This is a genomic window from Streptomyces sp. NPDC001714 (assembly GCF_042892755.1).
Taxonomy (GTDB): Bacteria; Actinomycetota; Actinomycetes; order Streptomycetales; family Streptomycetaceae; genus Streptomyces.
Genome location: NZ_JBIAUL010000008.1, coordinates 282,345 through 302,686, shown reverse-complemented (window position 1 = coordinate 302,686; position 20,342 = coordinate 282,345). Strand labels below are relative to the sequence as shown.

Annotated in this window: 13 protein-coding genes and 3 pseudogenes; 7 read left to right on the top strand and 9 right to left on the bottom strand. The window is 70.5% G+C overall.

Features of this window, described 5'->3' with window-relative positions:
- The first annotated feature begins 33 nt into the window (after nucleotides 1–33).
- On the top strand, nucleotides 34–459 hold the full coding sequence (locus ACFY0P_RS23165; protein WP_388916112.1) for an OsmC family protein: 426 nt from the start codon (nucleotides 34–36) through the stop codon (nucleotides 457–459).
- 139 nt (nucleotides 460–598) lie between these two features.
- Nucleotides 599–2,452 carry a molecular chaperone DnaK gene (dnaK, locus tag ACFY0P_RS23160; RefSeq protein ID WP_388916109.1) on the top strand — a complete coding sequence of 618 codons (1,854 nt, stop codon included), beginning with the start codon at nucleotides 599–601 and terminating at the stop codon, nucleotides 2,450–2,452.
- Nucleotides 2,453–2,505: 53 nt separating this feature from the next.
- Here the strand turns inward: dnaK and narI are convergent, their stop codons facing one another.
- The 7 genes and pseudogenes from narI to ACFY0P_RS23125 form a co-directional block, all read right to left on the bottom strand.
- Nucleotides 2,506–3,225 (bottom strand): respiratory nitrate reductase subunit gamma, encoded by a 720-nt coding sequence (gene narI, locus ACFY0P_RS23155; protein ID WP_388916106.1) that lies wholly within the window; start codon nucleotides 3,223–3,225, stop codon nucleotides 2,506–2,508.
- Nucleotides 3,222–3,716: a nitrate reductase molybdenum cofactor assembly chaperone gene (narJ, locus tag ACFY0P_RS23150; protein WP_388916104.1), complete on the bottom strand. Its 495-nt coding sequence runs from the start codon at nucleotides 3,714–3,716 to the stop codon at nucleotides 3,222–3,224. The genes narI and narJ overlap by 4 nt, the downstream gene beginning before the upstream one ends.
- A complete protein-coding gene (gene narH / locus ACFY0P_RS23145; RefSeq protein ID WP_388916101.1) occupies nucleotides 3,716–5,320 on the bottom strand; it encodes a nitrate reductase subunit beta in 1,605 nt (534 codons plus the stop codon). Before narH ends, narJ begins: the two co-directional genes overlap by 1 nt.
- Nucleotides 5,320–8,910, bottom strand: coding sequence for a nitrate reductase subunit alpha (locus ACFY0P_RS23140; protein ID WP_388916098.1), 3,591 nt, complete (start codon nucleotides 8,908–8,910; stop codon nucleotides 5,320–5,322). The genes narH and ACFY0P_RS23140 overlap by 1 nt, the downstream gene beginning before the upstream one ends.
- 78 nt (nucleotides 8,911–8,988) lie before the next feature.
- Nucleotides 8,989–9,804, bottom strand: coding sequence for an SAM-dependent methyltransferase (locus tag ACFY0P_RS23135; RefSeq protein WP_388916095.1), 816 nt, complete (start codon nucleotides 9,802–9,804; stop codon nucleotides 8,989–8,991).
- A 64-nt stretch (nucleotides 9,805–9,868) separates the two neighbouring features.
- A complete protein-coding gene (locus ACFY0P_RS23130) occupies nucleotides 9,869–10,732 on the bottom strand; it encodes a helix-turn-helix domain-containing protein (RefSeq protein ID WP_388916092.1) in 864 nt (287 codons plus the stop codon).
- An 86-nt stretch (nucleotides 10,733–10,818) separates the two neighbouring features.
- Nucleotides 10,819–11,668 (bottom strand): annotated as a pseudogene (locus tag ACFY0P_RS23125) (helix-turn-helix domain-containing protein).
- A 123-nt stretch (nucleotides 11,669–11,791) separates the two neighbouring features.
- On the opposite strand from ACFY0P_RS23125, the gene ACFY0P_RS23120 reads away from it, so the two are divergent.
- The 3 genes and pseudogenes from ACFY0P_RS23120 to ACFY0P_RS23110 all read left to right on the top strand — a co-directional run.
- Nucleotides 11,792–12,097, top strand: coding sequence for a 4a-hydroxytetrahydrobiopterin dehydratase (locus tag ACFY0P_RS23120; protein ID WP_388916090.1), 306 nt, complete (start codon nucleotides 11,792–11,794; stop codon nucleotides 12,095–12,097).
- A gap of 5 nt (nucleotides 12,098–12,102) precedes the next feature.
- Nucleotides 12,103–12,915 carry a class I SAM-dependent methyltransferase gene (locus ACFY0P_RS23115; RefSeq protein WP_388916087.1) on the top strand — a complete coding sequence of 271 codons (813 nt, stop codon included), beginning with the start codon at nucleotides 12,103–12,105 and terminating at the stop codon, nucleotides 12,913–12,915.
- A gap of 25 nt (nucleotides 12,916–12,940) precedes the next feature.
- Nucleotides 12,941–13,086 (top strand): annotated as a pseudogene (locus ACFY0P_RS23110) (transcriptional regulator); the annotation flags it as partial.
- Nucleotides 13,087–13,197: 111 nt separating this feature from the next.
- Here ACFY0P_RS23110 and ACFY0P_RS23105 read toward each other — a convergent pair.
- Both ACFY0P_RS23105 and ACFY0P_RS23100 read right to left on the bottom strand, forming a co-directional pair.
- Nucleotides 13,198–13,626 (bottom strand): annotated as a pseudogene (locus tag ACFY0P_RS23105) (xyloglucanase); the annotation flags it as partial.
- Between the two features lie 201 nt (nucleotides 13,627–13,827).
- On the bottom strand, nucleotides 13,828–16,746 hold the full coding sequence (locus ACFY0P_RS23100; protein ID WP_388916392.1) for a glycoside hydrolase family 48 protein: 2,919 nt from the start codon (nucleotides 16,744–16,746) through the stop codon (nucleotides 13,828–13,830).
- A 278-nt stretch (nucleotides 16,747–17,024) separates the two neighbouring features.
- Here ACFY0P_RS23100 and ACFY0P_RS23095 point away from each other — a divergent pair, with 278 nt between their 5' ends.
- A complete protein-coding gene (locus ACFY0P_RS23095; protein ID WP_388916084.1) occupies nucleotides 17,025–18,500 on the top strand; it encodes a cellulose binding domain-containing protein in 1,476 nt (491 codons plus the stop codon).
- A 67-nt stretch (nucleotides 18,501–18,567) separates the two neighbouring features.
- Nucleotides 18,568–20,283 carry a glycoside hydrolase family 6 protein gene (locus ACFY0P_RS23090; protein WP_388916081.1) on the top strand — a complete coding sequence of 572 codons (1,716 nt, stop codon included), beginning with the start codon at nucleotides 18,568–18,570 and terminating at the stop codon, nucleotides 20,281–20,283.
- The last annotated feature ends 59 nt before the right edge of the window (nucleotides 20,284–20,342 follow it).

Below are 20,342 nucleotides of genomic sequence, written 5' to 3'. Positions count from 1 at the left end.
GTTCATTCGCCTTCATCGCCGAAAGGAACAACCGTGGCTACCACGCGCACCGCACACACCGTCTGGGAAGGCAGCCTCACCGAGGGCAACGGTGTCATCACCTTCGACTCCTCCGGTATCGGCGAGCAGCCCGTCACGTGGGCCTCGCGCTCCCAGGAGGCGAACGGCAAGACCAGCCCCGAGGAGCTGATCGCGGCCGCCCACTCCAGCTGCTTCTCCATGGCGCTCTCGCACGCCCTGACCGGGGCCGGCACCCCGCCCACCAAGCTGGTCACCAACGCCGACGTCACCTTCCAGCCGGGCACCGGCATCACCGGCATCCACCTGACCGTCGAGGGCACCGTCCCCGGCCTGGACGCGGAGGGCTTCGTCGCCGCCGCCGAGGACGCCAAGAAGAACTGCCCGGTCAGCCAGGCCCTGACCGGCACCACGATCACCCTGGACGCGAAGCTCGCCTGACCGCCGTACCCGCCGCGATGCCGCGCCCCCTTCTTCCGGGGGCGCGGCATCGTCGTTTACGGGGTACCCGGCATTGACAACGGCTCGCTCAAGTTTTGTGCTGGAGTCGGGGAAGCGCCCGGGCGGAAAGGGGACGGACATGGCACGTGCGGTCGGTATCGACCTCGGTACGACGAACTCGGTGGTGGCCCTGCTGGAGGGCGGTGAGCCCACCGTCGTCGCCAATGCCGAGGGGGCGCGCACCACCCCGTCGGTCGTGGCCTTCGCGAAGAACGGCGATGTGCTGGTCGGCGAGGTCGCCAAGCGTCAGGCGGTGACCAACGTGGACCGCACCGCGCGCTCGGTCAAGCGGCACATGGGCGACGCGGCCTGGCGGTTCCCGGAGAGCGGGAGCGTCGACGGCACCCGGTTCCGGGCCCAGGAGCTCTCCGCGCGGGTGCTGCAGAAGCTCAAGCGCGACACCGAGGCCTACCTCGGCGAGGACGTCACCGACGCGGTGATCACCGTACCCGCGTACTTCGACGACGCCCAGCGGCAGGCCACCAAGGAGGCCGGGGAGATCGCCGGCCTGAAGGTGCTGCGGATCATCAACGAGCCGACGGCCGCCGCGCTCGCCTACGGCCTCGACCGGGGTGAGGAGCAGACCGTCCTCGTCTTCGACCTCGGCGGCGGCACCTTCGACGTGTCGCTCCTCGAGATCGGCGACGGGGTGATCGAGGTCAAGGCCACCAACGGCGACACGCATCTGGGCGGCGACGACTGGGACCAGCGGATCGTCGAGCATCTCGTGAAGCGGTTCAAGGGGCAGTACGGCATCGACCTGAGCAACGACAAGATGGCCGTGCAGCGGCTGCGCGAGGGCGCCGAGAAGGCGAAGATCGAGCTGTCGTCGTCGACGGAGACGTCCATCAACCTGCCGTACGTCACCGCCTCCGCGGAGGGGCCGCTGCATCTGGAGGAGAAGCTGACACGCGCTCAGTTCCAGGAACTCACGGCCGACTTGCTGGACCGTTGCAAGAAACCCTTCCATCAGGCCGTCAAGGACGCGGGTGTGCAGGTGTCGGCGATCGACCACGTCATCCTGGTCGGCGGCTCGACCCGGATGCCGGCCGTCACCGATCTGGTCCGTGAACTCACCGGCAAGGACCCGCACAAGGGCGTCAACCCGGACGAGGTGGTCGCGGTCGGCGCCGCCCTCCAGGCGGGTGTCCTCCGCGGTGACGTCAAGGACGTGCTGCTGCTCGACGTCACCCCGCTGTCCCTGGGCATCGAGACCAAGGGCGGCATCATGACCAAGCTGATCGAGCGCAACACCACGATCCCGACCCGGCGTTCGGAGATCTTCACGACCGCGGCCGACAACCAGCCCTCGGTGGGCATCCAGGTCTACCAGGGCGAGCGTGAGATCGCCGCCTACAACAAGAAGCTGGGCGTCTTCGACCTCACCGGCCTGCCGCCGGCACCGCGCGGGGTGCCCCAGATCGAGGTGGCCTTCGACATCGACGCGAACGGGATCATGCACGTCTCGGCGAAGGACCTGGCGACCGGCCGTGAGCAGAAGATGACCGTGACCGGCGGCTCCGCCCTCCCCAAGGACGACATCGACCGCATGATGCGGGAGGCCGAGCAGTACGCCGAGGAGGACCGCAAACGCCGCGAGTCCGCGGAGACCCGGAACCAGGCCGAACAACTCGTCTACCAGACCGAGAAGTTCCTCCGGGAGAACGAGGAGCGGGTGCCGGGCGCCACGAAGTCCGACGTGGAGGCGGCGATCACCGAGCTGAAGGCACTCCTGGAGCGGGACGCCGACACCGGCGAGCTGCGGCAGGGGGTGGAGAAACTGGCGAGCGTGAGCCAGCAGATGGGGCAGGCCATGTATGCCAGTGCCTCCGGCGGTTCGGCCGAGGAACAGCGGGCGCCCGGAGGCGAGGAGGAGGGAGTGGTGGACGCCGAGATCGTGGACGACGAGAGGGATCGGGGTGCGGCTGGGTGAGGCACCGCCGGGTTCCGCCGTCGTGGCTGAGCGCCGTCGCGGCGGAAGGAGACCTAGCTCTTTGTGGTCTCCCGGCCCCGGCGTTCCGGGCGGGGACCCAACCGCCTCGGATCCCTCGACCGGTAGACCAGGTACGGGCGGAACAGGTACTGCACCGGGGCGCTGAACATGTGGACCAGGCGGGTGTAGGGGACCAGGGCGATGAGGATCATGCCGATGACCGCGTGGATCCGGTAGAGGACCGGGACGTCCGCCATCAGGGCTGTCTTCGGCTGGAGGATGAAGAGGCTCCGGGCCCAGGGGGCGATCGTGCCGCGGTAGTCGTAGCCGTCGCCGGAGGTGTGGCTCAGCTTCGCGGTCATGCCCAGCGCGATCGCGGCGAGCAGGACCAGGTACATGGTCTTGTCGTTCGTCGTCGTGGCGCGCAGGACCGGGGCCCGGGTGCGGCGCCGGTGGAGGAGGGCCAGGCCGGCCACCGTGAGGACGCCCGCGAGTGTGCCGCCGTACAGGGAGAACAGGTGGTACGTGTGGTCGCTGACGCCCAGCGACCGCGTCCAGGACGCCGGGACGAACAGGCCGGCGAGGTGTCCCGCCAGGACGAACAGGATGCCGTAGTGGAAGACGGGGGAGGCGATGTCCAGGAGCCTCGACTCGTGGACCCGGGAGGAGCGGCTGGTCCAGCCGTACTTGTCGTAGCGGTAGCGCCAGACCAGGCCGGCGACCAGGAGGGCGCAGGCGATGTAGGGCAGGGCTCCCCACAGGGGCATGGTCATGGGCGCACCCCTGTGCTCGCGGCCGGCAGGGCGGCGCAGACCGCGTCCAGGACGGACGCGTACGGGGTCCCGAAGTCGGTGAGCCGGCACCGGAGTTGTGCCAGGCAGTCGCGATGCTCGGTGAGCAGCTCGGTGTTGCCGGTGCGGGCCGTGAACTCCAGGACGGCGGGCAGGAAGTCCGGCAGCTCCTCGCCGGTGAACTCCATGCCGTACGCCTTGTAGATGTCCTGGAACCGGACCAGGGACATGCCGCGGCGGCGGGTGTCGCCGTCCCGCCACCAGCTGAGATAGAGGCTGTGCCGGTTCTTGAAGTCGAAGACCTGTACGTAGTGCGCGGCCAGCTCCTGCGGTGGGGTCACCGTCGCGTGGTCGGTGAACTCCCGCAGTTGCGGGGCGGCTTCGCGCAGCAGCGGCAGCCGGGCGACGAAGTCGTCGTCCGGGTAGGTGAGACAGAGTGCCGCCGCCTGGTAGAACACCGCGTCCGAGGGCATCAGTCCTCCTTCGCCTCGTCGGGAGTGTCGGCGGTCTGCCGTCTGCGCAGACCATGGAAGTTCTGCACCGACACCACGGGGAGCAGTTTCCGCCCCGAGTCCTGGCCGAAGGGGCCGTCGCCGCCCATGCCGGGGCCGCCGTCGAAGTCGAGGCTGCAGCCGTCGGGCAGCGTGGACTCCTCCAGGCGGCGGGCGTCGCCCACGGCCGCCGGAGGGATCACGTACCGGTCCTCGTACTTGGCGATCGCCAGCAGCCGGTACATGGCCTCGATCTCGTCCGGCCGCATGCCGACGGCCGAGGCGATCGCCGGGTCCGGCTCCTCGTCCAGGTTGAGCGCACGCATGTGGGAGCGCATCGCCGCGAGTTTCTCCAGGCAGCTGCGGACCGGGGCGGGGTCGCCCGCGGTGAACAGCTCGGCCAGGTAGGCGAGGGGGATGCGCAGGGTGTCGATCGCGGCGAACAGGTTGTCGGCGTCCTCGCCGTCGTGGCCGGTCTCGGAGAGCGCGTCCACGACGGGGGACAGCGGTGGGATGTACCAGACCATGGGCAGCGTCCGGTACTCCGGGTGCAGGGGCAGCGCCACCCGGTACCTGCTGATCAGCGCGTGGACCGGGGAGCGGCGGGCCGCCTCCGTCCAGTCGTCCGGGATGCCCGCCGCCGCGCAGGCCCGCCGCACGGCCGGGTCCTCCGGGTCGAGGAAGACGCCCAACTGGGCCTCGTACAGCGCCTTCTCGTCCTTCGTCCGGGCCGCCGCCGTCACCTTGTCGGCGTCGTAGAGGATCACCCCGAGGTAGCGCAGCCGGCCCACGCAGGTCTCCGAGCAGACCGTCGGCAGGCCGACCTCGAGCCGCGGGTGGCACAGCGTGCACTTCTCGGCCTTGCCGGTGGCGTGGTTGAAGTAGACCTTCTTGTACGGGCAGCCGGTCACGCACATCCGCCAGCCCCGGCACCGGTCCTGGTCGACAAGGACGATGCCGTCCTCGGTCCGCTTGTACATCGCCCCGGACGGACAGGAGGCCACGCAGGACGGGTTGAGGCAGTGCTCGCAGATCCGGGGGAGGTAGAACATGAAGGTCTGCTCGAACTCGAACCTCACCTTGTCCGAGGCGTGCCGACGGGCTCGCTCGACCATCGGGTCCAGGTCGCCGTGGGCGGGGGCGCCGGCCAGGTCGTCGTCCCAGTTCGAGGACGACTCGATCTTCATGGGCTTGGCGTCGAGCAGGGAGACCGGGCGGGCCACCGGGTAGTCGTCGCCGAGCGGGGCGTCGGTCGGGTTCCGGTACTCGTCCGTCCAGGGCTCGTAGTAGTCCTTGATCTCCGGGAGTCCGGGGTCGGCGAAGATCCCGGCGAGCTTGTGCAGCCGGCCGCCCGCCTTGAGCCTGAGCGCGCCGCGCCGGTTCAGCTCCCAGCCGCCGCGCCACCTCTCCTGATCCTCGTAGCGGCGCGGATAGCCCTGTCCCGGCCGGGTCTCGACGTTGTTGAACCAGACGTACTCCATGCCCCGCCGGTTGGTCCACGCCTGCTTGCAGGTGACCGAACAGGTGTGACAGCCGATGCACTTGTCGAGGTTCATGACCATCGCGATCTGGGCCATCGGGCGCATCAGTACTCGACCTCCTGGGCGCGGCGCCTGAGGACCGCCACCTCGTCGCGCTGGTTGCCCGTCGGGCCCAGGTAGTTGAAGGCCCAGGACAGCTGGGCGTAGCCGCCGATCAGGTGCGAGGGCTTGAGGATCAGCCGGGTGAGCGAGTTGTGGATGCCGCCGCGCATGCCGGTGGTCTCCGTCTTCGGGACCGCCACCGTGCGCTCCCGGGCGTGGTGCACGTAGACCGTGCCGGCCGGCATCCGGTGCGAGACGACCGCCCGCGCCACCACCACACCGTTGCGGTTCACCGCCTCCACCCAGTCGTTGTCCCCGACCCCGATCGCGTCCGCGTCCTGCGGGGACACCCAGATGTTCTGGCCGCCCCGGGCGAGCGCGAGCATGAACAGGTCGTCCTGGTACTCGGAGTGGATCGACCACTTGCCGTGCGGGGTCAGGTAGCGGACCGTCACCTCGCGCTGTCCGTCCGGGCCGAGCCGCGGTTCGCCGGACAGCCTGTTCAGGTCCAGCGGCGGCCGGTAGACGGGCAGCGCCTCGCCGAGCTCGTGCATCCAGTCGTGGTCGAGGAAGAAGTGCTGGCGGCCGGTGAGCGTGTGCCAGGGCTTGAGGTGCTCGGTGTTGAGGGTGAAAGCCGTGTACCTGCGGCCGCCGGACTCGCTGCCCGACCACTCCGGCGAGGTGATCGCCGGGACCGGCGCGGCCTGCGTGTCGGCGTACGTGACCCGCCTGCCCTCGTGCTCGGCGGCCAGGTGGGCCATCTGCTGGCCGGTGCGCTGCTCCAGGGTGCGGAAACCCTGGGTGGCGAGGCGGCCGTTGGTGGTGCCGGAGAGCGCCAGGACGGCGTCGGCGGCCTTCACCGCCGTGTCGAGCGAGGGACGGCCCTCAAAGCCGACCCCGTGCGACTCCCGCAGTCGCGCGACCTCTTGATCCGGCCTGAGGACGATCCCCTTGGCGGGCAGTCCCAGTTCCTCCACCAGCGGTCCGAGCGCCGCGAACTTGCCGCCGATCGCGGTGTAGTCCCGCTCCACCACGCTCAGGTTCGGCATGGTCTCGCCGGGCACGGGCTCGCACTCCCCGTGCTTCCAGTCCCGCACCACCCCGCCGGGCTGGGCCGTCTCGCCGGGCGTGTCGTGCTGCAGCGGCGCGGCCACCAGGTCCCTGCGCACCCCGAGATGGCGCACGGCCAGCTCGCTCAGCCGCTCCGCGAGCGCCTTGAAGGTGTCGAAGTCGGTGCGCGCCTGCCAGGGCGGGTCCACGGCCGGGATGAAGGAGTGCACGTACGGATCCATGTCGGTCGACGACAGGTCGTGCTTCTCGTACCGGGTGGCGGCGGGCAGGACGACGTCCGACAGCAGGGTGGAGGGGGTCTGCCGGAAGTCCAGCGAGAGCAGGAGGTCGAGCTTGCCCTCGGGCGCCTCGTCCCGCCAGGTCACGTCCCGGGGGCGCCGGCCCGGGGACGCCTCCTCGGCGCGCAGGGAGGAGTGCGTGCCGAGGAGGTGCTTGGTGAAGTACCCGGCGTCCTGCGCCGACGAGCCGAGGAGGCTGGCCCGCCACAGGGTCAGGACACGCGGCCAGTTCGCCGGGGCGTCGGGGTCCTCGCACGCGAACTTCAGGGTCCCCGCCTTGAGTTCGGCCACCGCCTCGGCGACCGGGTCGCCGGACGCCTCGCCGAGTTCCAGCGGGTTGCGGTCGAAGGTCGGGTAGGACGGCATCCAGCCCGAGCGGGCCGACAGCGCGAGGCAGTCGGCACCGGTCATTCCGGCGAACCTGCCCTCCCCGAGCGGTGAGGCCAGGACGTCGGCGCCGAACCGGTCGTAGCGCCACTGGTCGGTGTTGAGGAACCAGTAGGCGGTGCCGATCATCTGGCGCGGCGGCCGGGACCAGTCGCTCGCCGAGGCCAGGCAGGCCCAGCCGGTGACCGGGCGGCACTTCTCCTGGCCCACGTAGTGCGCCCAGCCGCCGCCGTTGCGGCCCTGGCAGCCGGTGAGCTGGAGCAGGGCCAGGAAGGCGCGGTAGATGGTCTCGGAGTGGAACCAGTGGTTGGTGCCGGCGCCCATCAGGATCATGCAGCGGCCCTTGGAGCGCTCGGCGGTCCGTGCGAACTCCCTTGCGATCTTGATGCACTTGGCGGCCGGGACCGAGGTGTGCCGCTCCTGCCAGGCGGGGGTGGCCGGGGCGCCGGCGTCCTCGTAGTGGGTGGGCCAGCGGCCCGGCAGTCCGTGCCGCCACACGCCGTACTGGGCGAGCAGGAGGTCGTAGACGGTCGTCACCAGCGGGCCGTGCGCGCCGCCGAGGCGGGTCGCCGGCACCCCGCGCCGCAGGACGTCCCCGCTGCCCCGGCCGTGCTCACCGCCGTCCGTGTCGAAGCGCGGGAGCAGCACCTCGACACCGGCCGCCACCTCACTGCCGTACAGGGTCAACTGTGGTTCGATCGCGTCGAGTTCGAGGTTCCAGCGGCCCTTCCCGGTGTCCGTCCAGCGGAAGCCGAGGGAGCCGTTCGGGACGACCGCGCGGCCGGAGGCGGCGTCCAGGACGACCGTCTTCCACTCGGCACCCTCGCCCCGCCGGCCGAGGTCGGTGGCGCGCAGGAACTTGTCCGGCACGTACGCGCCGTCCCGCTCGGTGAGCGTCACCAGGAACGGCAGGTCGGTGAACTTCTTCACGTAGTCCGCGAAGAACGGGGTCTCGCGGTCGACGAAGAACTCCTTGAGGATCACGTGGCCCATCGCGAGGGCCAGCGCGCCGTCGGTGCCGGGGTGCGGATGCAGCCACTCGTCGGCGAACTTCGCGTTGTCCGCGTAGTCGGGGGAGACGGCCACGACCTTCTGGCCGCGGTAGCGGGCCTCCGCCATCCCGTGCGCGTCCGGGGTACGGCTCACCGGGACGTTCGAGCCGCACATCATGAGATAGGCCGCGTCCCACCAGTCGCCCGACTCCGGCACGTCCGTCTGGTCGCCGAAGACCTGCGGCGAGGCCACCGGCAGGTCCGCGTACCAGTCGTAGAACGACAGCATCGGGGCGCCGATCAGCGAGTGGTAACGGGCGCCGGCCGCGTGCGACACCATCGACATCGCGGGGACGGGGGAGAAGCCGGCGATGCGGTCCGGGCCGTACGTCTTGATGGTGTGCACCTGCGCCGCGGCGACGATCTCCAGCGCCTCGTCCCAACTGGCCCGCACCAGGCCTCCCTTGCCGCGTGCCTGCTGGTAACGGCGGCGGCGCCCGGGGTCGTTCTGGAGGGCCGCCCAGGCCAGCACCGGGTCCGGGAGCCGCCGCTTCGCCTCCCGGTACATCTCCAGGAGCACGCCCCGGACGTACGGATACCGCACCCGGGTGGGCGAGTACGTGTACCAGGAGAACGCGGCACCGCGCGGGCAGCCGCGGGGCCCGTACTCGGGGCGGTCGGGGCCGACCGACGGGTAGTCCGTCTCCTCGTGGCTCCAGCGGTCCCGGTGGAAGGCGTCCGGCTCCCGGCCGCCGGTCGGTGCCACGCTGTGCAGATCGGGCGCGGGCGTACCGGGCCGGAAGAACCGGGCGGCGCTCAGCAGCGCCGCGCCCGGCTCCTTCGGTGGTGTCCGCGTGTCGGTCACGTCCGCTCCCTTGCTCACCCTTTGCTTCGACGCTAGGGGCGGGCACGGGAACGCACCTGTTCAGGGCACCCGGACGGGTCAGACCTTGCGGGCGACCCCGCCGTACACCGGCACGATGCCCTCCGCCTGGATGGCCACGTCCTCCGGGTCCGGGCGCCAGCCGGAGACCGGGATCACCCCGGGGCCGAGCAGCTCCAGGCCGTCGAAGAAGCGGTAGAAGGCGGGCAGTGAGCGCGGGTGGAAGGGCGTCCCGCTGCGCCGGAAGTTCGCGGCCGCCTGCTCGATCGCCTCCGGGCTGAGGTCCGGGGTGACCTGGGAGAGGATCAGATGGCTGCCCGGGGCGAGCGCCTCGACGTACCTGCGCAGCAGGCCGTAGACGTCGTCGCCGTCCGGATCCTCGTCGAGGTAGTGGGTCAGCGCCACCAGCGACAGCGAGACGGGCTCCTTGAAGTCCAGGGTCTCGGCGGCACGGGCCAGCAGGGTGTCGACGTCCCGGACGTCGGCGTGCACGTACGCGGTGCTGCCCTCCTCCGTGCCCCGCAGCAGCGCCTCCGCGTGGCGCAGCACGATCGGGTCGTTGTCCGCGTACACCACCTTCGACTCCGCCGCCACGCCCTGCGCCACCTGGTGCAGGTTCGGCTCGGTCGGAATGCCCGTGCCGATGTCCAGGAACTGGCGGGTGCCGGACTCGGCGACCGTGCGCACGGCCCGCTGCATGAACCGGCGGTTGGCGCGCGCCCCGCGCAGCACGGTGCCGTCCACGGCGAGGATCCGCCGGGCCAGCTCCTCGTCCACCGGGTAGTTGTCCTTGCCGCCCAGCCACCAGTCGTACACCCGCGCCGGATGCGGCCGGCTCGTGTCGATCGAGGTCGGAGCGGGCTCGGGTGCGGTCACAGTCTGTGCTCCTCGGATCGGAGTTCGTCGCGCGATCGGGGTCGCGTCGGATTCTGTCGCGAGATCAGAGTTTGTCGCGGTACTCCCGCAGCAGGTCCTCGGTCCGCTGTGCCGAGGCCGCCCGGGCCGTCATGTGGTCCAGGACCTCCAGGTGCGCCCCGACCTCGTCGCGGGAGTCCAGGTACAGGGCGCCGGTCAGGTACTCGGTGAAGACCATGTCGGGCAGCTCTGGCTCGGCGAACCGGAACAGCGTGAACGGCGCGTACGTCCCCGGGTGCGGGCCGCTCGCGAACTCGGCCAGCTGGAGGGTTATCCGGTCCCGTTCGATGTAGGCGAGGAGCTTGTCGACCTGGTCGCGCATCACCTCGCAGTGGATGCTCACCGGGCGCCGCAGCACGGTCTCGTCCATGATCACCCACAGGTGGGGCGGATCGGCCTGCTCCAGCAGCCGCTGCCGGGTCATGCGCAGCGCCACATGCCGCTCCACGGCCGCGGGGTCGCCGTGGCCTATCGTCCCGGCCTCCATCACGGCACGGGCGTACGCCTCGGTCTGCAACAGGCCCGGGAAGAAGTGCGGTTCGTAGGAGCGGATGACCCGGGCGGCGCCCTCCAGGCTCACGTACAGGCTGAACCAGTCCGGCAGCACGTCGTGGAACCGCTGCCACCAGCCCGGCTGGTTGGCCTCCTCGGCCAGCCGCACGAACGCGGCCTGCTCCTCCTCGGGCACCCCGTACGTCTCCAGCAGCACCTGGATGTACGGGATCTTCAACGCGACCTCGGCCATCTCCATCCGCCGTACGGTCGCCTGGGCCACCCGCAGCACCCGCGCCGCCTCGTCCCGGCCGAGGCCTGCCGCCTCGCGCAGCTCCTGCAGCCGCTTGCCGAGCACGACCTGCCCCACTGTGGGCGCAGCACGCCGCTCACTCACGCCACGCCTCCCCTACGTGCCCAAGTACGGGGAGCAGTGTGTCACGCGATGCCGCCTCGCACACCTGGTCGAGGGAACTACTTCTGTCAACTTACCAACGAGTGCAGATACTTGGCGGTGGCGGGGTCGGCGGGCAGGAACGTCTCGATGGCCAGCTCGGCGACCGTCACGTCCATCGGCGTGTTGAACGTCGAGATCGACGACACGAACGCCAGTTCCCGCCCCGCGTGCTCGATCCGCATCGGCAGCGCGAAGTACGCCACGGGTTCGGCGGGTTCGGCGGACTGGAGGCGGCCGGCGTCCTCCCGCGCCGGAACCGCATAGGCGGCGACCTCCTCGTACAACTCCCGCAGGGCTTCGGAGCGGTGCAACGCGATCCGCCGTTCCATCTGCTCCAGCAGGTGCCCGCGCCACTCGCGCAGGTTGCGGATGCGCGGCGCCAGCCCCTCCGGGTGCAGGGTCAGCCGCATGGCGTTCGGGGCGGGCGCGAGCAGCGACTCCGGGACGCCCTCCAGGAGCATGGCGATGCCCCGGTTGGCGGCGACCACCGTGTACGTGGCGTCCACGACCAGCGCCGGATACGGCTCGTAGCCCTGGATCAGCCGCTCCATGCCGTCGCGATGGGGGAGCGTCCAGCGCCGGGTCGTCCAGCGGGGTCTCCGGGTAGTGCGGGGCGTAACCGGCCGCCAGCAGCAGCGCGTTGCGCTCCCGTACCGGCACGTCCAGGTGCTCGGCCAGGCGCAGCACCATCTCCTCGCTCGGCCGCGACCGGCCCGTCTCGACGAAGCTGATGTGCCGGGCCGAGGAGTCGGCACGCAGTGCCAGCTCCAGCTGGCTCACCCGCCGCCGCTCCCGCCACGCGCGCAGCAGCGGGCCGACACCCTGGCCGTCGGGGGCGGTCGGGGATGCGGCGGGGCCGGACGCGGCGAGGGTCATGCCGACGACCGTAGCCGAGGACCGGACACGCGACCGAGACGGCCGGCCGGAAGGCCCGTCCATGGCAGGCTGAACGCACGTACGCCCACGCCACTCGCAGGTCCCCGGGAAGGAAGCCGCACCATGGCCGTCGCACCGCTGTCGCAGAAGGAGATCGAGGACCGGCTGGCCGAGCTGCCCGGCTGGTCGCTGGACGGCGACCGGCTCGCCCGCGCCTACCGGCTCGACTCGCACTTCGCCGCCGTCGCCCTGGTCGTGCACATCGCCCACATCCAGGACGAACTGGACCACCACTCCGACCTCACCCTCGGCTACAACACCGTCACCCTGACGGTGAACACCCACAGCGTGGGCGGTGCCGTCACCGCCAAGGACTTCGAACTCGCCCACAGGGTGGAGGACATCGCCCCAGGCCACGGCGCACACTGAGCCATGTGATCGACTACGACAAGGAAGCCGGGGTCTATGACGCGACCCGCGGCGGCGAGGCCCGCGCCGAGGCGGCCGCCGACGCCGTCCTCGGCCTGATCCCCGACAGCGCCGACATCACCGGCAGCGCTGAAGGCCCCGACCGCAGCGACCGCCGCGACGGCACCGGCCGCCCCGGCCGTCTCCTGGACCTCGCCTGCGGCACCGGCATCGTCACCCGCCGGCTCGCCGCCGCCCGCCCGGCGCTCCAGGTCACCGGCGCGGACCGCGCACCTGGCATGGCGCGGCTGGCCGCGACCCGGCTGCCGGGCTCGGTCCTGCTCGCCGACAGCTGTCAACTCCCCTTCGCGGACGGTACGTTCGATGCCGTCACGACCGTCTGGCTGCTCCACCTGATAGCGGACGCCACCGAGGTCCGAGCGATCGTCGCCGAGTGCGCGCGGGTGCTGCGGCCCGGCGGGGTGTACGTCACCACCGTCGACAAGGCCGCGGCGCACGACGTCGGCAGCGACATCGACGCCGTACTCGCCGCCCGCCCCCGCCGCCCGGCCTCGGACGCCTCCGCGGACGTGAGCGCATACGCCCGGGCGAGCGGCCTGCTGCCCGCCGGACGGGCCGCCTTCACCGGCGTCGGCCAGGGCCGCAGCCCCCGCTCCACCCTCGTCGACCTGCGACGCGGCTGGTTCACGATGCTCCCGCCCGACGACCACCGCGTCGAGGAGTTCGCCGAGCGGCTGGCGGCCCTGCCCGACCAGGACCGCCGCCGCCCCGACCCCCGTTTCGCCGTACGGGCGTTCAGGAAACCGGCGGCCTGCTGAAGTCCATCGTCCAGTTGGTCACCCTGCCGAGGCCCTCTTCCTGGCCGGTGCCCCCGGCCCCGCCGCCGCGCTCGGTCTCGCCCGGTCCTGGCCGCCGCCCAGCTCAAGGTCCGCGCCGCCCTGCCGCCGGAGCTGCGCGCCCACACCGACCGGATCAGCGGCCGCTTCCATCCGCCCCGCCTCCGCCGGTGTCGGACGTGTCGCCGTAGATCACGCCCCGGCCGTGCGTCGAGACGTACACCCGGCCGTGCCGCCCAGCTTGAAGGGCAGGTCGTTCTGTTACCAGCTCGCGCCCCGGTCCGAGGACCGCAGCACCGCGCCGTTCGTCGGGTCCCGGCTGTTGGTGTACGTCCCGACGGCCGCGTACACCTTGTCCGGGTCCACGGAGTCGGAGGCCAGGCTGACGACACCCGCGTGCCCCCACTCGTCCCAGCCGACCGAGTCCAGCAACGGCGTCCAGGTCTTCGTCGACTCCGACCAGCGGTAGGCACCGCCGATGTCGGTACGGGCGTAGGCGAGGTTCTTCTCGGACCGGTTGAAGACGATCCCGGGGACGAACCCGCCGCCGTCGATCCGGGCGTTGTGCGAGGTGCAGCTGTCGGCGGCGAGCGTGACGTCCGTGGTTTCGTGGGCGGCGAGCGCGGGCGGGGTGCCGGCGAGCAAGCCGGCGTGGAGGGCGAGTACGGCGGTGAGGACGCGGGTTCTTCGCACGGGGTCCCTTCCGGGAGCAGGGAAGGGGAGTAAGCACTTTCTCGACGGTGTGAGAGTTGCCGGGCCGTCCCCAGTGCGGGTGAGGACGGCCCGGCTGCAGCGCCCCTTAGGGGCGCTGGGGGTACCCCCGGCCGAAGGTTGGGGGAGGAACTGCGCGACCGGCCACGACGAACCCGCAGCCGACCACTTCCATCACCGGAACTACTCGAGAAGCTCCGCGTACGACCCCATGGCCAGCGCGATGTCCGCCTGAGCCCAGAACCGGTGATACGTGAACACGGGCGCGGCCCCGCCCGCCAGATAGCTCTGGATCTTCGACCACGCGGGATCGTCCTGGTAGAAGGACCGCAGCGAGGCGAACGTCGACGACGAGTTGATCGCGTCACCGTTCGGCATCGTCCCGCTCCACCCGCTCGGGACATACACGCTGTCGTCGAAGCGGTTGTAGTCGGCCCGCGTCTCCGGCACCGCGATCCCCAGGCTGTCCCGGTAGTTGTTCCACATGCCGTCCAGCAGCGCCTTGGCGGTGGACTTCGCCGTCGTGTCACCGGACTTGGCGGCGTAGTACGTCAACGTCTTCGCGTACGCGGCCGCCACGCCCACGTCGTTCGTGTAGTCGGAGACCGTGACGTGAAGTCCGCTGTTCGAGCCGGGACTCGACGCGTTCCAGGTGTCGGGCTGCCCCGACCACTGGAGTGTCGACGGGATCCGATACGTGCCGTCCGGGTTGATCGTGGTCTTGGACAGCGCCCACGCCACCCACTTGTCGAGGATCGTCTTCGCCGCGGCGTTCCCGGTCTGCTGGTAGTACTCGGCGACCCGCTCCATCGACCAGGCCTGGAAGCCGAACCACTGGTTGGACGGCGGGTCGTGGTACACCGGCTCCCAGTCGTAGTACATGCCGTAGAACGTCGACGTACCGGACGGCGGACTCGCGTACCGCCCCTGCCAGCTGTTGGTCGCGCCGCCCGCGATGGCACCCTCGGACGACTGCAGCCAGCGGTAGAACTCCAGCTGCCGGGTCAGGGACGTGCCCCAGTCCGACGCTCCCGTGGCCGACTTGGGCTTCAGGTCGGCGTACGAGCTCAACGCGTAGGCGGCCAGCGGGTTCTGGTAGCCGCCGTGCACGTGGCTGGAACCGATCCGCCACGCCCATCCGGCACTGCTGTCGGTCGACCCGCCCCAGGCGTAGTACCAGGAGAGCAGATAGTCCGAGGCGTCCTTGCCGGTGCCGGCCGCGCAGGTCGTCGGGCCCACACAGTTGCCGATCTTCTTGAAGTACTTGTCGTACATCGCGTAGCGCAGGTAGTCGCCCATCTTCGCCGCCTTGCCCACGGTGGCGGAGACGTCGGCGCCCTTGCCCTGCTCCTTCGCCCACACGTCCGCCCAGTACGCGGCCTGCACCGCACGCGCGTCGGCGTCCGGGGCGTCCGTGTACTTCCACTGCTTGGCGTAGGACGAGTCACCGGTGAAGAGGTCCAGGTACCCGTTCTTGCCGCCGTACTTGAAGGCGTCGCAGGTCGGCTGCGGCACCGTCTCCCACACCGACTCCTGCGGACCGCGCTGGAAGGTGTTGATGTAGGAGGGTCCGCCGGCCGTCGGGCCGGCCTCGCAGGAACCACCCGGAGTGTCGCCGTAGCCGTAGACGTTGTCGACGTCCTCCAGCCAGTGCATGCCGTACACGTCGTCCGTGCCGTACGCGGACTTCAGTTCGCCGGCGATCGGGTCCGTGCCCACCGACACCGACGTGTCCAGCTTCGCCGGGTACTCGTTCGGCGTGTCCTGCTCCGGTGCGTACGTGGCCGGCTTGGACGCGTTGTAGAAGGAGTTGGCCGGCTGGTCGGCGTGGGCCGGGATCATGTACTTCTCCATGAGTGCCCACGCGCCGTTGAACTTGGACCAGTCACCGCTGACCTTGCCGTACATGGCCTGCAGCCAGAGAAGGTAGCTGTACGCCTCGGAGGTGGTCTCGTGGCCCTGGTCCGGGGCCTCGACGATCAGCGTCTCGACCGAGTGGTAAGGGATGCCCTCGGGGGAGAAGTAGCCGTTCGCCGGGTTGGTGATCTTCCCGTAGAGGTCCAGGAAGCGCGCGTCGTACGCGTTCGACGCGGCCAGCTCGGTCACGGTGACCGTGGCGCCGGTGTAGCCGGTCGCCGAGGCCGTGAAGGTCGCGGTGCCGGTGCCGGCGGAGTCCGCGGCCACCGTCACGTTCTGCGCGGTGCTCCAGTTGGACGGCGTGAACGTGAGCGACGATCCGGCGCTCACCGACAGGCCGGTGTTGCCGGCCGTGCGGGCCACGGCCACCGTCACGTCGGCGCTCGGCTGCTTCGACAGGCTCACCCCGAACGTGCCCGTCGCGCCCTGCTGGATGCCCAGCTGGGTCGGCGAGGCCACGACCGCGGGGCCCGAGGAGACCGTGATGCCGACCGGCGTCGAGGACGCGGACGCGCCCAGGCTGTCGTACGCCTTCGCCACCAGCGAATGACTGCCCACGGTCAAGCTGGAGACCGAGAGCGAGTACGGCGACGACGTGTCGGTGCCCAGCAGGGTGGTGTCGTCGTAGAACTCCACCTTGCCGACCGTCGCGCCGTCGGCCGCCGCCGCGGTCGCCGCCAGCGGGATCGCGTCGCCCTGGGTGTAGACGGCGCCCGCGCTCGGGCTGGTCAGCACGGCGATGGGCGGCTGGTGCGCACCGGCACAGGTCGTGCCGTTGACCGCGAAGCCCGTCGGGGCCGCGTTGCTGCCCGTGTACGAGAACTGGGCGCCGGTCGAGACCGCCGCGCCGGCCGCGATCGTGCCGTTGTACGGCGCGTTCTGCACGGTGACCGCGGTCCCGGACTGGGACCAGGTGCCGTTCCAGCCGCTGACCAGCCTCTGGTTGCCGGTGTACGCGTAGGTCAGGGTCCAGCCGTTGATCGCGTCGGTGCCGCGGTTGGTGAGGGTGAGGTCGGCGGTGAAGCCGGTGCCCCAGTCGTTCGTCTTGTAGTCCACGCTGCACTGGACGGTCGCCGCCTGGGCGGGGGACGTGCCGGTGGCGAGCATCGACAGGGGCAGCGCGAGGACGGCGACGACGGCGGTCCACAACCGCCGTACGGCTCTGCGCCTCCGCCCGTGGTGCATGGCATATCCGGGCTGCATGTGCTGGTTCCTCCTTGCGCTTGCGGCTCGGGGAGAAGTCAAGGCTTGAACCAGTGGGAGCGCTCCCATAGTGGAGACGTGGCATGGCGCGGTCAAGGCCGTTGAAGAGTCGAAAAGATTCGACGGACCCACTGCGGAAAAGTCAAGCAACTCCCCTGTTCTTCGCCTGCACTCGGCGCTACCTTCCTTCGCACCAGTGGGAGCGATTCCGTTCAGTCGACGCGTCCGTCACGACGCGCCCGAGCTGCAAGGAGTCGCTCATGCGACACCCCCCGCGTTCAGTTCTTTTAGCCGTCACCGGTGCGGTCGCCCTCGTCGGGGCCGCACTGGTGCCGGTGGTGTCGGCGTCCGGCGCCACACCCGTGTGCACGGTCGAGTACGCGGTCACCAGCCAGTGGGACACCGGGTTCCAGGGCTCCGTGACCATCACCAACAACATGGCCGCCGTGAGCGGTTGGAGGCTGACCTTCGACTTCGCGAACGGCCAGAAGGTCACCCAGGGCTGGAGCGCCAAGTGGGCCCAGTCCGGCACGACGGTCACCGCCGCCAACGAGAGCTGGAACGGTTCCCTGGCCACCGGCGCCGCCGTGAGCGCCGGGTTCCTCGGCTCCTGGTCGGGGAGCAACACCGTGCCGACGGCGTTCAGGCTCAACGGCACGACGTGCAACCTCGATTCACAGCCCACGTCCACTCCGACACCGACCGAGCCGCCCACCGACGGGACGGCACCGGCCCTGCACGTCTCCGGCAACGAGCTCGTGGACGCCGACGGCAAGGCCCACCGGCTCCTCGGCGTGAACCGATCCGGCGGCGAGTTCATGTGCGTGCAGGGCTACGGCATCTGGGACGGCCCGGTGGACGACGCGGCCGTCAAGGCGATCGCCGACTGGAAGGCCGACGCCGTCCGCATCCCGCTCAACGAGGAGTGCTGGCTCGGCCTGTCCGACGTCAAACCCGAGTACGCGGGCGCCAACTACATCAGCGCCGTGAAGGAACTGGTGGCGCGCGTCGAGTCGTACGGCCTCACGCCGATCCTCGAACTCCACTGGTCCTACGGCCAGTACACCGGCAACTCGGCCGGCTGCTCCGACGTGCACGCCACCTGCCAGAAGCCGATGCCGGACGCGCAGTACGCCCCGTCCTTCTGGTCCTCGGTGGCCGGCAACTTCAAGGACGACCAGGCGGCCGTCTTCGACCTGTTCAACGAGCCCTACCCGGACCGGGCGACCTCGACGGCCACCCAGGCCTGGCAATGCTGGCGGGACGGCGGCAGCTGCCCGGGGATCGGCTACGAGGTCGCCGGGATGCAGGACCTGGTGGACCGCATCCGGGGCGCCGGCGCCAGGAACGTCATCATGATCGGCGGGCTCGCGTACTCCAACGACCTCAGCCAGTGGCTGACGTACAGGCCCACCGACCCGGCCGGCAATCTCGTCGCCGCCTACCACGGCTACAACTTCAACGCCTGCGCCGGTGAGAGCTGCTGGAACTCCACCCTCGCCCCGGTCGCGGCCCGGGTTCCCCTGGTGGCCGGGGAGATCGGCGAGAACACCTGCTCGCACGCCTTCGTCGACCAGGTCATGAAGTGGTTCGACGACCGCGGCCTCTCCTACCTGGGCTGGACCTGGAACACCTGGGACTGCTCCTCCGGCCCGTCCCTGATCTCCGACTACACCGGCACGCCCACGGCGTATGGCGTCGGACTGCGCGACCACCTCCGGGCCGTCAACCCGTAAGCCCGACCACCGAAGAAGCACGTCCACCGAAGAAGCACGTCCACCGAACAAGAAGGAACCCGCACTCATGAGTCGTACCAGAACAGCGGTGTTCGCCGCCCTGGCGCTCGTCGCCGGGGTCTCGGGTCCGGCGGTCGCCGTGACCCCCTCCTCCGAGGCGGCGGTCTCCGCGATCCCCTGCACCGTCGACTACAAGATCCAGAACGACTGGGGCGCCGGCTTCACCGCCGCTGTCACCGTCACCAACAACTCGGCGGCGAAGTCGAGTTGGTCGGTGAAGTGGTCGTACGCCGGGAACCAGCAGGTGACCAGCTACTGGAACACCAAGCTGACCCAGAGCGGCGCCGCCGTCACCGCCAACAACGAGACCTACAACGGGACGCTGGCGACCGGCGGTTCGGTCAGCTTCGGGTTCAACGGGACGTACACCGGCACCGACGCGATCCCGACCTCCTTCACCCTCGACGGCGTCGCCTGCAACGTCGACGGCAGCAGCGGTGGTGGAGGCGGCGGAGGCGGGGGCGGCGGTACCCGGGTCGACAACCCGTACTCCGGCGCCAAGGTGTACGTGAACCCGGAGTGGTCCGCGAAGGCCGCCGCCGAACCGGGCGGCACCCGCGTCTCCAACCAGCCCACCGGCGTCTGGCTCGACCGCATCGCCGCGATCAACGGCACCGGCACCAGCATGGGCCTGCGCGCCCACCTCGACGCGGCGCTCGCCCAGAAGGGCAGCGGCGAGGAAGTCGTCCAGCTGGTCGTCTACGACCTGCCCGGGCGCGACTGCTCGGCCCTCGCCTCCAACGGCGAGATCGGCCCGACGGAGATCGACAAGTACAAGACGCAGTTCATCGACCCGATCGCGGCGATCCTCTCCGACAGCAAGTACGCCTCGCTGCGGATCGTCACCACCATCGAGCTCGACTCGCTGCCCAACCTGGTCACCAACACCGGCAGCCGCGCCACCGCCACCGCCAACTGCAACACCATGCTGGCCAACGGCAACTACGTGAAGGGCGTCGGTTACGCCCTGGCCAAACTCGGCGCCATCCCCAACGTCTACAACTACCTGGACGCCGGCCACCACGGCTGGCTCGGCTGGGACGACAACTTCGCCCCCTCCGCCCAGGTCCTCCACCAGGCCGCCACCGCCGAGGGCGCGACCGTCGACGACGTCCAGGGCTTCATCACCAACACGGCCAACTACAGCGCCCTGAAGGAGAACAACTTCACCATCAACGACACGGTGAACGGCACCTCCGTCCGCCAGTCCAAGTGGGTCGACTGGAACCGCTACGTCGACGAGCTGTCCTTCGCCCAGGCCTTCCGCACCGAGCTGGTCTCGGTCGGCTTCAACTCCGGCATCGGCATGCTGATCGACACCTCCCGCAACGGCTGGGGCGGCAGCGCGCGCCCGACCGGCCCCGGCGCGACGACCAGCGTGGACACGTACGTCGACGGCGGCCGCTACGACCGCCGGATCCACGTCGGCAACTGGTGCAACCAGGCCGGAGCCGGCCTCGGCGAGCGCCCGCAGGCCAGTCCGGCCGCCGGGATCGACGCCTACGTCTGGATGAAGCCGCCGGGCGAGTCCGACGGCTCCAGCAGCGCCATCCCGAACGACGAGGGCAAGGGCTTCGACCAGATGTGCGACCCGACGTACACGGGCAACGCCCGCAACGGCAACAACATGTCCGGCGCCCTGCCGAACGCGCCGCTGTCCGGGCACTGGTTCTCGGCGGAGTTCCAGCAGCTGATGGCCAACGCGTACCCGCCGTTGTCGTGATGACTGCGGGTTGAGCTGAGATCACGCTGCGGGCCGGTGGGGGCTGGTCGCGCAGTTCA

Coding starts and splice junctions, on each gene's coding strand:
- dnaK (WP_388916109.1), top strand. CDS start 599: ATGGCACGTGCGGTCGGTATCGACCTCGGTACGACGAACTCGGTGGTG.
- narI (WP_388916106.1), bottom strand. CDS start 3,225: ATGACCATGCCCCTGTGGGGAGCCCTGCCCTACATCGCCTGCGCCCTC.
- narJ (WP_388916104.1), bottom strand. CDS start 3,716: ATGCCCTCGGACGCGGTGTTCTACCAGGCGGCGGCACTCTGTCTCACC.
- narH (WP_388916101.1), bottom strand. CDS start 5,320: ATGCGCCCGATGGCCCAGATCGCGATGGTCATGAACCTCGACAAGTGC.
- ACFY0P_RS23120 (WP_388916090.1), top strand. CDS start 11,792: ATGGCCGTCGCACCGCTGTCGCAGAAGGAGATCGAGGACCGGCTGGCC.
- ACFY0P_RS23100 (WP_388916392.1), bottom strand. CDS start 16,746: ATGCACCACGGGCGGAGGCGCAGAGCCGTACGGCGGTTGTGGACCGCC.
- ACFY0P_RS23095 (WP_388916084.1), top strand. CDS start 17,025: ATGCGACACCCCCCGCGTTCAGTTCTTTTAGCCGTCACCGGTGCGGTC.
- ACFY0P_RS23090 (WP_388916081.1), top strand. CDS start 18,568: ATGAGTCGTACCAGAACAGCGGTGTTCGCCGCCCTGGCGCTCGTCGCC.